13 protein-coding genes are annotated in these 13433 nt (G+C 53.1%); 5 read left to right on the top strand and 8 right to left on the bottom strand.

Annotation, left to right across the window (positions count from 1 at the left end; genetic code table 11):
• Positions 1-31 precede the first annotated feature (31 nt).
• Positions 32-424, top strand: coding sequence for an acyl-CoA thioesterase (locus PCI15_RS21170; protein ID WP_271271887.1), 393 nt, complete (start codon positions 32-34; stop codon positions 422-424).
• A gap of 4 nt (positions 425-428) precedes the next feature.
• Here PCI15_RS21170 and ilvY read toward each other — a convergent pair whose 3' ends face one another.
• Positions 429-1301 (bottom strand): HTH-type transcriptional activator IlvY, encoded by an 873-nt coding sequence (gene ilvY, locus PCI15_RS21165; protein ID WP_271271886.1) that lies wholly within the window; start codon positions 1299-1301, stop codon positions 429-431.
• A 180-nt stretch (positions 1302-1481) separates the two neighbouring features.
• Between ilvY and PCI15_RS21160 the strand changes: the two genes are divergently transcribed.
• The 3 genes from PCI15_RS21160 (at position 1482) to parC (ending at position 6414) form a co-directional block, all read left to right on the top strand.
• On the top strand, positions 1482-2105 hold the full coding sequence (locus PCI15_RS21160) for a YqiA/YcfP family alpha/beta fold hydrolase (RefSeq protein WP_271271885.1): 624 nt from the start codon (positions 1482-1484) through the stop codon (positions 2103-2105).
• A 99-nt stretch (positions 2106-2204) separates the two neighbouring features.
• Positions 2205-4094, top strand: coding sequence for a DNA topoisomerase IV subunit B (parE, locus tag PCI15_RS21155; protein ID WP_271271884.1), 1890 nt, complete (start codon positions 2205-2207; stop codon positions 4092-4094).
• A 37-nt stretch (positions 4095-4131) separates the two neighbouring features.
• Positions 4132-6414, top strand: a complete 2283-nt coding sequence (parC, locus tag PCI15_RS21150) for a DNA topoisomerase IV subunit A (RefSeq protein WP_271271883.1) — start codon at positions 4132-4134, stop codon at positions 6412-6414.
• A gap of 101 nt (positions 6415-6515) precedes the next feature.
• Here the strand turns inward: parC and PCI15_RS21145 are convergent, their stop codons facing one another.
• The 6 genes from PCI15_RS21145 to PCI15_RS21120 form a co-directional block, all read right to left on the bottom strand.
• Positions 6516-6716, bottom strand: a complete 201-nt coding sequence (locus PCI15_RS21145) for a hypothetical protein (RefSeq protein WP_271271882.1) — start codon at positions 6714-6716, stop codon at positions 6516-6518.
• Between the two features lie 275 nt (positions 6717-6991).
• Positions 6992-7693, bottom strand: coding sequence for an ABC transporter ATP-binding protein (locus tag PCI15_RS21140; RefSeq protein ID WP_271271881.1), 702 nt, complete (start codon positions 7691-7693; stop codon positions 6992-6994).
• A gap of 4 nt (positions 7694-7697) precedes the next feature.
• Positions 7698-8465 carry a high-affinity branched-chain amino acid ABC transporter ATP-binding protein LivG gene (gene livG / locus PCI15_RS21135; protein WP_271271880.1) on the bottom strand — a complete coding sequence of 256 codons (768 nt, stop codon included), beginning with the start codon at positions 8463-8465 and terminating at the stop codon, positions 7698-7700.
• On the bottom strand, positions 8462-9724 hold the full coding sequence (locus tag PCI15_RS21130) for a high-affinity branched-chain amino acid ABC transporter permease LivM (RefSeq protein ID WP_271271879.1): 1263 nt from the start codon (positions 9722-9724) through the stop codon (positions 8462-8464). The genes livG and PCI15_RS21130 overlap by 4 nt, the downstream gene beginning before the upstream one ends.
• Complete coding sequence (gene livH, locus PCI15_RS21125; RefSeq protein ID WP_271271878.1) at positions 9721-10647, bottom strand: high-affinity branched-chain amino acid ABC transporter permease LivH; 927 nt, start codon at positions 10645-10647, stop codon at positions 9721-9723. The genes PCI15_RS21130 and livH overlap by 4 nt, the downstream gene beginning before the upstream one ends.
• A 111-nt stretch (positions 10648-10758) precedes the next feature.
• Positions 10759-11889 carry a high-affinity branched-chain amino acid ABC transporter substrate-binding protein gene (locus tag PCI15_RS21120; RefSeq protein ID WP_271271877.1) on the bottom strand — a complete coding sequence of 377 codons (1131 nt, stop codon included), beginning with the start codon at positions 11887-11889 and terminating at the stop codon, positions 10759-10761.
• Positions 11890-12097: 208 nt separating this feature from the next.
• Here PCI15_RS21120 and PCI15_RS21115 point away from each other — a divergent pair, with 208 nt between their 5' ends.
• Positions 12098-12451: a hypothetical protein gene (locus PCI15_RS21115; protein WP_271271876.1), complete on the top strand. Its 354-nt coding sequence runs from the start codon at positions 12098-12100 to the stop codon at positions 12449-12451.
• A gap of 17 nt (positions 12452-12468) precedes the next feature.
• On the opposite strand, the gene PCI15_RS21110 is transcribed toward PCI15_RS21115, so the two are convergent.
• A complete protein-coding gene (locus tag PCI15_RS21110; RefSeq protein ID WP_271271875.1) occupies positions 12469-13353 on the bottom strand; it encodes a LysR substrate-binding domain-containing protein in 885 nt (294 codons plus the stop codon).
• Between the last annotated feature and the right edge of the window lie 80 nt (positions 13354-13433).

The following is a 13433-nucleotide window of genomic DNA, read 5'->3' as shown; positions in this document are numbered from 1 at the left end:
CGTTTTTTTCTGTTGCCGGAGCTTGTCAGCTATGCCGTATCGTCTTGAATGTAAAGTCCGTGATTATGAACTGGATATGCAGGGCATTGTGAATAATGGTGTGTATTTCAATTATCTGGAGCACGCCCGTCATGAGTTTCTGCATTCCCGCGGGGTAGATTTTGCCGCGCTGGCGCAGCAGGGGATTAATCTGGTGGTGGTACGTTCGGAGATGGATTACAAAGCCTCTCTGACCAGCGGTGATGAGTTCGTTATCGAGGTGAGCGTGGAGCGGATCAGCAAGGTTAAGTTCGGCTTCCGCCAGCGGGTGATCCGCTTAGCCGATGAAAAGCTGTGTCTGGATGCGCTGGTGATCGGTGCGGCGCTGAATGAACGCGGCCGCCCGGCGGTATTGCCGGAAGTTGAAGCGCTGTTTGCTGAGTAACTGTTTACAGTTGCGACCAGAATGCACTGATGATGGGGCTTTGCAGTTTCTTTTTCAGGGCAAATAAACCCACTTCATAGGCTTTCAGGGCCGGGGCGTTTTGCAGAATCCGTACCCGGTCTGCCAGCGGACTGTTATCCAGCACGATTTTAGGCACCACGCCGACGCCGAATCCCAGGCTGACCATGCTTACAATGGCTTCATTACCCGCCACCTGTGCATAAATCAGCGGGGTAATGCGGTTGTCTTTAAACCACTGATCGGCCCGTTTACGGGCAACCCCTTCTTCTGACAGGATCATCGGTACGTTCTGCCACTGTATTGCCCGTTCAGCCAGCAGCGGATCGAGGCTGGCGTCCTGTAATGGCGCAATGAATACCAGCGGTGAGGCGGCAATCGGCTTAAAGGCCAGTGTGGACGCCAGGCTGTCCGGTTTGGCGGCAATGGTGATGTCTTCATTGCCGGACATGATGCGGGCGATCGCGCCTTCGGCGTCACCGGTATGCAGCTTGATGGCAATTTTAGGGTGCTGCTGGCGGAAGTCGCTGAGGATATCGTAGAGGAAGCTGTAACTGGCCGTCACCGAGCAGAACACGCTGATTTCTCCGTGGAGCTCCTGGGCTTCAGCCAGTAAGTCATTGCGCACTACGTCCCACTGAATCAGGGCTTCGCGGGCATATTCCTGAAAGACTTTACCTTCGTGGGTCAGGGAAACGGTACGGTTGTCCCGTTCGAACAGGCTGACACCGAGGCTGTCTTCCAGCTGCTTAATGCTGCGGCTCAGGGCCGACGGGCTGATATGGCAGGCTTCACTGGCACGGCCGAAATGCAGGCTGTCGCTGAGGCTGAGAAACAGTTTGAGGTTCTTGATATCCATAGGCCGGAATTATTGCATAAGCCGGGGGAAAACACCTCCGTTGACATAGCCACTGGCAGAATGAGGATAAATTTGCGGTGAGCGCTTCATTGCCACCACGCAACAGGGTATTCTCATTGAGCACGAGACACAGTATCAGCGTGGTTAAGGCTGATCACGACAGGCAATAAGGATTGATGAATGGCAATGCCATTGTTCATATATCTACACGGTTTCAACAGTTCCCCGGATTCGATTAAGGCACGTCAGTTTCAGGCGGCGATGACAGCCGCTGGCAGGGCGGATGATGTGCTGGTGCCAGCGCTGAGTCACTGGCCGGCAGAGGCCATCGCGCAGACTGAAGCGCTGATCAGGCAGCATCAGGGCCGTGATATTACCTTAATCGGCAGTTCACTTGGCGGCTATTACAGTCTCTGGCTTGGCGAGCGCTATCAGGTACGGGCGGTGCTGGTAAACCCGGCGGTGCGGCCTTATGAATTGCTGGCCGAAATGCTGGGGCAGCAGAGTAATCTTTATACCGGCGAGGCGTATACCCTCACGGAACAGCATTTACAGCAGATGCTGGCGATTGACGTGCCGTCACTCAGCCAGCCGCAGAATTATCTGCTGCTGACCCAGACGGATGATGAAACCCTGGATTACCGTCAGGCTGTGGATAAGTTAACGGATTCCCCCATGCTGATCCAGCAGGGTGGCGATCACGGATTCCGGCAATTTGAGGCAATGATTCCGGCAATTCTGGCGTTTTCTGAAGGCCGGGTTGAGCTGCCGGAGGTCCCCGGGTTACCCTCTGTGGATTCATAAAACAGTTTGTTATGTAAGCGTGTACATCAGCAGATGTAATGCCTGATGCTTACCGGTCGCCGAACAGCAGCGCCGGCACAAGAAGGACAGTAGAGAAGAATGACCAATTATAATGCGGACGCGATAGAGGTCCTCAGTGGCCTGGACCCGGTGCGGCGTCGACCGGGCATGTATACCGAAACCGACCGGCCAAACCATCTGGCACAGGAAGTTATTGATAACAGTGTCGATGAAGCACTGGCCGGCCACGCCAATCAGCTGGATGTGGTGCTGCATAAAGACGGCGCCATCAGTGTCAGCGATAACGGCCGGGGGATGCCGGTGGATATTCACCCGGAAGAAGGGGTGAGCGGTGTTGAGCTGATTCTGACCCGGCTGCACGCCGGCGGTAAGTTCTCTAATGATAACTACAACTACTCCGGTGGCTTGCACGGGGTAGGGGTATCGGTGGTGAACGCACTGTCCAAATTACTGGAAGTGACCATCAAGCGCGACGGCAAAGTCTACCGGATGAGCTTTGCCGACGGCGAAAAAGTCTCTGATCTGGAGGTGGTGGACAGCTGCGGTAAGCGTAATACCGGTACCACTGTTCGCTTCTTCCCGGACGCCAGCTACTTTGATACCCCGAAGTTTAATCTGACCAAACTGAAGCACATGCTGCGGGCCAAGGCCGTGCTGTGTTCCGGGCTGCGGGTCATCTTTACTGACGAGACCGGCGCGAAGAAAGAAAAAGAAGAGTGGTATTACGAAGATGGTCTGGTGGATTATCTGAAGGGAACCACTCAGGTATTTGAAACCCTGCCGCAGGAGCCGTTTACGGTCTCTTTTCAGGGCGAGATTGACGCAGTTGATGTGGCTCTGCAATGGTTGCCAGAAGGCGGTGACCTGACCGGCGAAAGCTACGTGAACCTGATTCCTACCGCGCAGGGCGGCACCCACGTGAACGGTCTGCGTACCGGTTTGCTGGACGCTATGCGGGAATTTTGTGAAATCCGCAGCCTGCTGCCCCGCGGCGTGAAAATTTCAGCGGAAGATATCTGGGAACGCTGCTGTTACATCCTGTCAGTGAAAATGCAGGACCCGCAATTCTCCGGTCAGACTAAAGAACGTTTGTCGTCCCGTCAGATTGCAGCCTTTGTGTCCGGTGCGGCGAAAGATGCCTTCAGCCTGTGGCTGAACAGCAACGTTGAAGACGGCGAAGCACTGGCTGAGCTGGTTATCAGCAATGCCCAGAAGCGCTTACGTGCCAATAAAAAAGTCATTCGTAAGAAAGTCACCCAGGGGCCGGCATTGCCGGGCAAGCTGGCAGACTGCTCCGGCAGCGAAGCGATGAATGGCGAGCTGTTCCTGGTGGAGGGTGATTCGGCCGGTGGTTCGGCCAAACAGGCCCGTGACCGTGAATATCAGGCGGTTATGCCGCTGCGGGGTAAGATCCTCAATACCTGGGAAGTGGATTCCGGTGAGATTCTTGGCTCTCAGGAAGTCCATGATATCTCCGTTGCGATTGGGGTTGAGCCCGGTTCAGATGAGCTGGAAGGGCTGCGTTACGGCAAGATCTGTATCCTCGCGGATGCGGACTCCGACGGGCTGCACATTGCCACGCTGCTGTGTGCGCTGTTTGTCCGTCATTTCCGTCCGCTGGTGAGTGCCGGGCATGTGTATGTGGCGATGCCGCCGCTGTACCGGATCGATGTTGCCAAGGATATTCACTATGCACTGGATGATGCGGAAAAAGAGAGCATCATTGCCCACATTAAGGCAGAGCGTAAGAATGCCAAAATCGGCGTACAGCGCTTCAAGGGTCTGGGTGAGATGAACCCGCTGCAATTGCGTGAAACAACCATGTCGCGGGATACCCGCCGTCTGGTACAGCTGACCATTGAAGCCGGCGACGATACCAACGAAACCATGGATATGCTGTTGGCCAAGAAGCGTTCGTCTGACCGCAAAGAGTGGCTGGAAACCAAGGGTAATCTGGCGGAAGTCTGAGGTCTGTTATGCCAGACAGCTGGCTTAGGAAAAGAATATGAGTGGAACCGTACACATTGATGAAGGCGTCGAACGCCTGTCATTAAAAGAATATACCGAGAAGGCGTATCTGGATTATTCCATGTACGTCATCCTTGACCGGGCATTGCCGAATATCGGCGATGGCCTGAAGCCGGTACAACGCCGCATTGTCTATGCGATGTCTGAGCTGGGGCTTAAGTCCACCGCCAAGCACAAGAAGTCTGCCCGTACCGTGGGTGACGTGCTGGGTAAATTCCACCCGCACGGTGACAGTGCCTGTTATGAAGCCATGGTGCTGATGGCACAGCCGTTTTCTTACCGTTATCCGCTGATCGACGGTCAGGGTAACTGGGGCTCGCCGGATGACCCGAAGTCCTTTGCGGCGATGCGTTATACCGAAGCCAAGCTGGCCCGCTATGCGGATGTGCTGCTTAAGGAAGTCGGACAGGGCACGGTTGACTGGGGCCCTAACTTTGATGGCAGCCTGCAGGAGCCGCTGACTCTGCCGGCCCGTTTGCCAAACATTCTGCTCAACGGCACCACGGGGATCGCGGTGGGTATGGCCACGGATATTCCGCCCCATAACCTGCGGGAAGTGACTCAGGCCTGTATTCAGTTACTGAACAAGCCAAGCAGTACGGTTGAAGAGTTATGTGAAATTCTGCCTGGTCCGGATATGCCAACGGATGCTGAGCTGATCACACCGCGACATGAACTGCGCAAAATGTATGAGACCGGTAAGGGTAGCCTGCGGATGCGGGCGGTTTATACCCAGGAGCAGGGTGATATTGTCATTACTGCGCTGCCTCATCAGGTATCCGGTGCCAAGATTCTGGAGCAGATTGCTCAGCAGATGCAGCAGAAAAAGCTGCCGATGGTGTCCGATCTGCGGGATGAATCTGATCATGAAAACCCGACCCGTCTGGTGATTGTGCCGCGCTCTAACCGGGTTGATATTGAGCAGCTGATGGCCCACCTGTTTGCCAGCACCGACCTGGAGCGTACTTACCGGGTCAACATGAACATGATCGGCATTGATGGCCGCCCACAGGTGAAGGATCTGCGTCAGATCCTGACCGAGTGGCTGACTTACCGTACTGACACTGTGCGTCGCCGGTTACAGCACCGTCTGGATAAGGTACTGGCCCGTCTGCATATCCTTGAAGGCTTGATGGTTGCTTATCTGCATATTGATGAAGTGATTGAAATCATCCGTACGGAAGACAAGCCTAAGTTAGTGATGATGGAGCGTTTCGGCATCACTGAGATTCAGGCGGAAGCGATTCTTGAAATCCGTCTGCGTCAGTTGGCCAAGCTGGAAGAAATCAAGATCCGCGCTGAGCAGGATGAGCTGGAAGCAGAACGTAAGCAGCTGGAAGAAATTCTGGGGTCCGACAAGCTGATGCGTAAGCTGATCAAAGATGAGCTGAAAGCGGATGCCAAAGAATTCGGCGATGACCGCCGCTCTCCGATTGTGACCCGTGAAGAAGCCAAAGCGCTGGATGAGAAAGCGCTGCTGAGTGCTGATCCGATTACGGTAGTACTGTCTAAGCAGGGCTGGATTCGCGCAGCGAAAGGCCATGATATCGACCCGAACGGCCTTAACTATAAATCCGGCGACGGCTTTAAGCTGGCGTGCCGGGGGCGGATGAATCAGCCGCTGATCCTGATGGATACGACCGGGCGTGCCTATGCGCTGGAGTCCCATACATTGCCGTCAGCCAGGGGGCAGGGGGAGCCGGTGACCGGCAAACTGACCTTACCGAAGGATGCCACCATTGACGGTGCCATTGCCGGTAAGGAACAGGATGCGGTGCTGCTGGCATCGGATGCCGGTTATGGGTTCGTCACTAAGATTGCTGATCTGACCAGTAAGACCCGTACCGGTAAGGCGGCGCTGACATTGCCTAAGAATGCCAAAGGTATGCAGCCACTGGCCATAGCCGACAAAGGCGCTGATCTGCTGGTGGCCGTGACCAATGAGGGCCGGATGCTGGTCTTCCCGGTGGCTGAATTACCGGAGCTGGGCCGGGGTAAGGGGAATAAGATCATTAACATTCCGTCAGCGCGGGCAGCTGCCCGTGAAGAGTTGCTGGTGGCGATGGTGACCTTATCGGCTGAAGATACGTTGCTGGTGCATGCCGGCCGGCAGCATCTGAAGATGAAACCAGCTGACCTGGAACACTACCGGGGTGAGCGTGGCCGCCGGGGTAATAAACTGCCGCGGGGCTATCAGCGGGTCGATTCGCTGGAAGTGACCGCTGCAGCGAGTGCCACAGAAGAAGAAACGTCTGAATAAACCGGCTTGCCGGGGGCAGCCCCGGTAAACGTCAGACAGCAAAAAGGCGCTCACAGAGCGCCTTTTTTGTGTCTTTCGCCGGAGCGTAAGCGTGCCGGTTATTAAGCGACCTTTTGCTCGTTACGCTTTGCGTTCATCAGTACCCACTGGTGCGGTACGCTGGTCAGCGCAATTTCCGCATGGCAACTCTTGCAGGCGTACAGTGTATTGTTATGTACGTGCTTCACTTCCTGGAGATTGTCATGCAGGCGAATAGATTGTGTTGTCAGCAGAGATCTGCAGTCAAGACAAAGATGTGCCATCTGTATTTCCCCTTGGTTACTTCATATCCAGCCGGTTGATACCCGAGGTTCAGCCGATTATTTTTTGTCGTAAAAAAGCGACAAATTATCTATAGGTGGCGATTGTGCATTAATTACCCGTTAAGCTCAAGTTAAAGTGTAGGGGAATTATCGGTTTTCAAACACAATGAGATAACCATTTTGTGTTTTATATGCGACTGATTTACAGCTGAGAAGTGTTTTGCGGGCAAAAAAAAGCCAACCCTAAGGTTGGCTTTTTCGCTTATAAATCAGCATTAACCGCCCAGATAAGCTTCCCGTACGGAAGCGTCTGTCAGCAGGTTTTCGCCGGTATCGCTCTTCACGATGCGGCCGTTTTCTAAAACATATCCGCGGTCAGCAATACGTAATGCCTGGTTGGCGTTTTGTTCAACCAGGAAGATGGTTACACCTTCATCACGCAGCCGCTGAATAATGTCAAAGATCTGCTGGATAATGATCGGCGCAAGACCCAGAGACGGTTCGTCCAGCAACAGCATGCGGGGCTTACTCATCATGGCGCGGCCAATGGCCAGCATCTGCTGCTCACCACCGGACATGGTACCGGCGCGCTGCTTGTAACGCTCCTCCAGACGGGGGAACAGTTCCAGTACGTGCTGAGCCGTTTTTTCTGCATCTTCCTTGCTACGGAAGTAGCTGCCCATGAAGAGATTCTCTTCAACCGTCATGCCGCTGAAAACCCGACGGCCTTCAGGCACGATCGCAAGACCTTTGCGCATGATGTCAGGTGTGTTCAGAGAGCTAAGCTCCTCACCTTCAAACGTGATCTGACCTGAAGATGCCTGCGGGTCACCGCAGATGGTCATCATCAGGGTGGTTTTACCTGCACCGTTGGCACCGATCAGGGTGACGATTTCACCTTCCTGAATATCAACAGATACGTCATGAAGCGCCTGAATCTGACCGTAGTGGGTGTTAACGTTTTTAATCTTTAACATCCGCTTATTCCTCTCCGAGATAGGCTTTGATAACGTCCGGATTGTTTTTAATCTCATCCGGCAGGCCATTGGCTAAAGGTGTTCCCTGTGCGATCACGTAAATGTGATCAGAGATACCCATTACCAGCCCCATGTCATGCTCAATCAGCAGGATAGAAATATCATGCACATCACGTAGCTTGATGATCAGTTCATCCAGCTCTTTGGTCTCGTTAGGGTTAAGACCGGCAGCAGGTTCATCCAGCATCAGCAGTTCTGGCTGGGTGACCATGCAGCGCGCAATTTCCAGACGGCGCTGCTGACCGTAAGACAGATTGCCTGCTTCGCGGTTAGCGAATTCCAGCAGGCCAACTTCGTCCAGCCAGTGTGCGGCGCGGTCCATTGCTTCGGTTTCACGGCGGCGATAGTTCGGTGTTTTGAACAGCCCGGATAACAGATTAGTGTTGAGGTGGCGATGCTGAGCAACCAGCATATTCTCAATTACTGTCATCTTGGAGAACAGACGCACGTGCTGGAAAGTACGTACCAGACCCCGTCGGGAAATCTGGAAGTCTTTCAGGCCGGCGATCTGTTCACTGCGCAGCATAACGCTGCCTTCAGTCGGGATATAGAAACCCGACAGGCAGTTAAATACTGTGGTTTTACCTGCACCGTTAGGGCCGATAACTGAGACGATCTGCTTGTCTTTAACTTTTAAGCTGACACCGTTGACGGCCACCAGGCCGCCAAAACGCATGGTCAGATCGTTTACATCTAATAGTAACTGACTCATTGTTTGTTCAACTCCAGCTGCGGACGTTTCATCGGTAACAGGCCTTCAGGACGCCAGCGCATCATGACAACCATCAACAGACCGAACAGCAACATCCGGTATTCGGAGAACTCACGTGCCAGTTCCGGCAGTATGGTCATAATAATGGCCGCCAGAATGACACCGACCTGCGAACCCATACCACCAAGAACAACAATCGCCAGAATGATGGCTGATTCTATAAAGATAAAGGATTCCGGGCTGATAAAGCCCTGACGTGCAGCGAAGAAGCAACCGGCGAAACCGGCAGTAGATGCACCGATGGTAAACGCAGACAGCTTGATAGATGTACGGTTCAGACCCAGCGAGCGGCAGGCGATTTCGTCTTCACGTAATGCTTCCCAGGCGCGGCCGATTGGCATCCGGATCAAACGGTTGATCAGGTAAATCAGGAATAGCACCAGTAACACAGCAATCATATACAGGAAGATAACTTTATATGAACTGGAGTAGCTGATATCAAAGAACGAATGGAAGGTAGTGGCACCTTCGGTTTTAACCTTACGGGTGAACTCCAGGCCGAACAGGGTAGGTTTGGCGATACCGGAAATACCACTTGGACCACCGGTAACGTCAGTCCAGTTGTTCAGCAGGATACGGATAATTTCACCGAAGCCCAGAGTTACAATCGCCAGGTAGTCACCCCGTAACCGCAGTACCGGGAAGCCCAGAACGAAGCCGAACAGGGCGGCCAGTGCTGCAGACAGCGGCAGACAAATCCAGAAGGAAAAGCCAAAGTACAGCGACAGCAGAGCGTAGGTATAGGCACCGACTGCGTAGAAGGCGACGAAGCCCAGATCCAGCAGGCCGGCTAAACCAACCACTATGTTAAGGCCCAGGCCTAACATGATGTAGATCAGTGTCAGGGTTGCCAGGTCAACTGACCCCCGGGATACCATAAATGGCCACACCAGTAAGATGACAATGGCACCGGCAACCAGCCAGGGCTTCATGGCATCTGATTTTGCCTGAGCAGGAATCAGTTTGCCTAGCTGTGGCTTAGGCAGGTGTGAGAACATGCTGTCAATCTGGCGGGAGAAAAGCTGCGAGAAGAACACGACAGCGATACCGCCAAGTATCCAGAACCACTGGGCTGTGGTCGCCCCTTTTATCGCCAGTTGAGTACCGTCAGTGTCGAGCTTGATGCCGATCATCAGGCACGCCAGGATAAAAGTAATCCCGGCGGCAAAAATTGCGCTGTAAAGTTTACTGTGGGTCATACTTTCTCTACCTCCGGCTTACCGAGGAGGCCACTTGGACGAACTAACAGAATAAGAACCAGCAGACCAAAGGCAACAACGTCTTTGTATTCTGCAGGGAAGAAGGCTGCTGTCATTGCTTCAGTAACACCCAGCAATAAGCCACCCAGTACTGCGCCCGGAATGGATCCGATACCGCCCAGAACTGCTGCCGTGAAGGCTTTCAGACCTGCGATAAAACCAACGAAAGGGTTGATTACGCCGTAATACAGACCCAGTAGCAGACCTGCTACCGCCGCCAGTGCCGCACCGATGATGAAGGTCAGTGCAATGATCTTATTGGTATCAATACCCAGCAGGTTGGTCATGCCCAGGTCTTCAGAACATGCCCGGCAAGCCCGCCCCATACGGGAACGTGAGATAAACAGTGTCAGTACCGTCATCGTGATGAAGGTCGCCGCGAAGATCATCATCTGCATATAAGAGACGGAAACTTCAAAGCTGCTGGCATCACCGAAGCTCCAGCCGCCGGTAATCTGAGGCGGTAAAGCGACATCGCGTGCACCCTGAGCCAGAACAACAAAGTTCTGCAGGAAAATAGACATACCGATCGCAGAGATCAGTGGAATCAGTCGGTTGGAACCACGTAACGGCCGATAGGCCACGCGCTCAACAGTCCAGCCGTAGGTGCTGGCAATAAATATTGCAATCACCAGGGCAATGATAAGTATGATTGGAAGGCTCACCATTCCCATGCCCAGCAGACCCGCAATGACAATGAATGTCACATAGGAGCCGATCATATAGATCTCGCCGTGGGCAAAGTTGATCATGCCGATGATGCCATAAACCATTGTGTAGCCGATAGCGATCAGGGCATAGGTGGACCCGATTGTTAGCCCGTTAATGAGCTGTTGCAATAGGTAGAGAGAAAATTCTGACATTTGCAGGGACCAGATATAACGAAACCCCGGCACCGGATCACGGTGCAAGGGCCTCGGGATCTAGGTCTGAAGAAAGGTATCTGTCAGACCTGATCGGTTGTAGTTAAAAACTTATTCAGCAGCGGTTTTTGAACCGTCTTTGTGCAGGCGGTAAACCAGGAAAGTAGACTCAGTCAGGTCGCCCTTTTCGTCATACTTAACGTCACCGATTGCAGTAGAAACACCGTTGCTACGGATGTATTCAGCCAGCTTTTCAGTATCAGTGCTGTTTGTGTTAGTCATGGCGTTAGTCATCACTTCAACAGCTGCATAAGCGGTAAATACGAAAGGACCGGTAGAGTCTTCGCCTTTCGCTTTAATTGCTTCTACACGTTTCTGGTTAACAGGGTTCTGGTCGAAGCTCTTAGGAGCAGTCGCCAGTACACCTTCCATCGCTTCACCGGCAATTTTTGCCAGGTCTGCGTTTACGATGCCTTCAGGACCCATGAACTGAGCATTAAAGCCTTTTTCAGCTGACTGACGCAGGATCAGGCCCAGCTCCGGGTGATAACCACCGTAGTAAACGAAGTCAACGCCTTCTTTCTTCAGCTTAGCGATCAGGGCAGAGAAGTCTTTGTCACCTGATGTTACGCCTTCGAACATAGCCGCTTCGATACCAGCACCTTTCAGTGAGTCACGGACAGTTGTCGCCAGACCTTCACCGTATTGCTGCTTATCGTGAATTACTGCTAAACGCTTAGGCTTAACTGTTTTGATGTAATCCGCTGCCAGGCTGCCCTGCAGGCTGTCCAGACCGATAGTACGGAATACCATCTGGTGGCCTTTCTCAGTAATAGACGGAGAAGTAGACGCTGCAGTGATCATCAGAATGCCTTCTTCTTCGTAAATGTCTGAAGCAGGTTCAGTAGAAGAAGAGCACAGGTGACCAACAACATGGCTGATACCATCGTTAACAATTTTGTTAGCAACAGCTACCGCTTGCTTAGGGTCGCAAGCGTCGTCGTAGATAACGCCTTCAAGCTGCATACCGTTGATGCCGCCAGCTGCGTTGATATCTTCGATCGCCGCCATAACACCAATTTTCTGCATATCACCGTACTGAGCAACAGGACCTGTAGCAGGACCGGCCAGAGCGATTTTCAGAGTTTCAGCCTGAGCAGCTGCGCTCATGCCCATAATACAAATCGCAGTGCTTAGACCGAGCACAGTTTTGCGAAATTGATTCATCGAAATGATCTCCATTTATTATTCTGTTGCAGAAGCATCTATCGCCTCTGACGCAGTGGCTAACTCTACCTGTGCCCGAGGGTTAAATGCAAACGCTTCCTGACCAAATGGCCAGTTTTTTTGATACGTGGCAGGAGTATTTTAGCTAAACTTGCTGTGCAGCTGGTCGTTAACAGAGTAATTCTACTTTTTTGGATATTTTTCTGGTGAGCCCGGAGTGTTGATGAAGCCTTTTTTTCCATTGTTTTTGTGTGTGTTTATGAGTTTCCCGGTGCAGGCTTTGCCAACGGCAGAAGCTCGCTCGGCGGCTATTTTTATCCTCCAGCAACGGCCGGCGGTCAGGGCCTGTCTGTCAGTGGCGCAACGCAGTTTCCGGCTGGAGCAAATCTGGCAGAGCATTGAGTGCCAGCCGCTGTTTATGATGGATAAAACCCTTAAGGCCGCCTGGGATAAAGTATTGCCCAACGGTGATATTGATCAGGTGAATGAGTTTTCTAACGGCCTGCGAACCCTTGTAGGCGAAGCTTACGGCGAATACAAGATGCTGGCTGAACGGGTTGAAGAGCTGCGCCGCTGACACCTGTACGGCGGATTTTATTCAGCGGCTGGCAGCTGTGTTTGCAGCCAGTGGCTGAACTGCCGGACCTGAAGTTGCTGACGCTTATGAACAGGGATCTGCAGATAATACCCATAGCCACTGTCCAGACTCAGATTCAGGGGGGCGCAAAGCTGGCCGCTCTCCAGTTGCTCTGCCACCAGAAAGTCTGGCAGCAGGGCAATACCAATCCCTTCCTTGACTGATTGCAATGTCATAAAGAAATGCTGTGAGGCAAATCCATAGGTATACGCCTGTTCATCATCATGCCAGTGGCGGAAAAACTGCTGCCACAGATCCGGGCGGGTGGTCTGACGTAACAGGGTAAACTGCCGCAGATCACTGAGGTGGTTCACCGGGCGGGATTCAACCAGTGCAGGCGAAGCCACCAGATGCAGCCGTTCGCGAATTAACAGCTGGCTGTGGTTGCCGGTGGGGGTATCGGCAAAACAGCGGATCGCCAGATCTGCTTCGGACGCGGTAAAGTCCACCGGACCGTCACCGGTGATCAGCTCAACTTCAATACCCGGGTGACGTTGCTGGAAATCGGTTAACCGGGGAATCAGCCAGATACTTGAGAGGGAAGGCAGGGTATCAATGCGCAACTGATGGGGGACATTGCTGAGCCGGGCACTGGCCTGATCAATGGCATCCAGCGCGTCCGTCAGTACCTGCAGATATGCTTCGCCTTCCTTACTCAGACGAATCCCTTTGGCGTGACGCTCAACCAGCTGCAGCTGTAAGTGTGCTTCCAGCCGGGCGACCTGTTTGCTGACCGCGCTCTGGCTGACACAGAGTTCGGCGGCGGCTGCCGTAAAGCTTTGCTGGCGGGCCACCGCTTCAAAAGCTTTGATTGCATTAAGAGGGGGCAGATGTCGGCGCATGGTATTCCTTTTTGGCATATCAAAAAGAGCATAACGCGTTTGTCGCCCTGCTGGCCAATCGTTTTAATAGCAACTTTAAT

Source organism: Aliamphritea hakodatensis (assembly GCF_024347195.1).
GTDB lineage: Bacteria > Pseudomonadota > Gammaproteobacteria > Pseudomonadales > Balneatricaceae > Amphritea > Amphritea hakodatensis.
This window is presented reverse-complemented; position numbering and strand designations above follow the sequence as displayed.

Coding starts and splice junctions, on each gene's coding strand:
- parE (WP_271271884.1), top strand. CDS start 2,205: ATGACCAATTATAATGCGGACGCGATAGAGGTCCTCAGTGGCCTGGAC.
- PCI15_RS21140 (WP_271271881.1), bottom strand. CDS start 7,693: ATGTTAAAGATTAAAAACGTTAACACCCACTACGGTCAGATTCAGGCG.
- livH (WP_271271878.1), bottom strand. CDS start 10,647: ATGTCAGAATTTTCTCTCTACCTATTGCAACAGCTCATTAACGGGCTA.
- PCI15_RS21120 (WP_271271877.1), bottom strand. CDS start 11,889: ATGGAGATCATTTCGATGAATCAATTTCGCAAAACTGTGCTCGGTCTA.
- PCI15_RS21110 (WP_271271875.1), bottom strand. CDS start 13,353: ATGCGCCGACATCTGCCCCCTCTTAATGCAATCAAAGCTTTTGAAGCG.
- PCI15_RS21130 (WP_271271879.1), bottom strand. CDS start 9,724: ATGACCCACAGTAAACTTTACAGCGCAATTTTTGCCGCCGGGATTACT.
- PCI15_RS21170 (WP_271271887.1), top strand. CDS start 32: ATGCCGTATCGTCTTGAATGTAAAGTCCGTGATTATGAACTGGATATG.
- PCI15_RS21145 (WP_271271882.1), bottom strand. CDS start 6,716: ATGGCACATCTTTGTCTTGACTGCAGATCTCTGCTGACAACACAATCT.
- parC (WP_271271883.1), top strand. CDS start 4,132: ATGAGTGGAACCGTACACATTGATGAAGGCGTCGAACGCCTGTCATTA.
- PCI15_RS21160 (WP_271271885.1), top strand. CDS start 1,482: ATGGCAATGCCATTGTTCATATATCTACACGGTTTCAACAGTTCCCCG.
- ilvY (WP_271271886.1), bottom strand. CDS start 1,301: ATGGATATCAAGAACCTCAAACTGTTTCTCAGCCTCAGCGACAGCCTG.
- PCI15_RS21115 (WP_271271876.1), top strand. CDS start 12,098: ATGAAGCCTTTTTTTCCATTGTTTTTGTGTGTGTTTATGAGTTTCCCG.
- livG (WP_271271880.1), bottom strand. CDS start 8,465: ATGAGTCAGTTACTATTAGATGTAAACGATCTGACCATGCGTTTTGGC.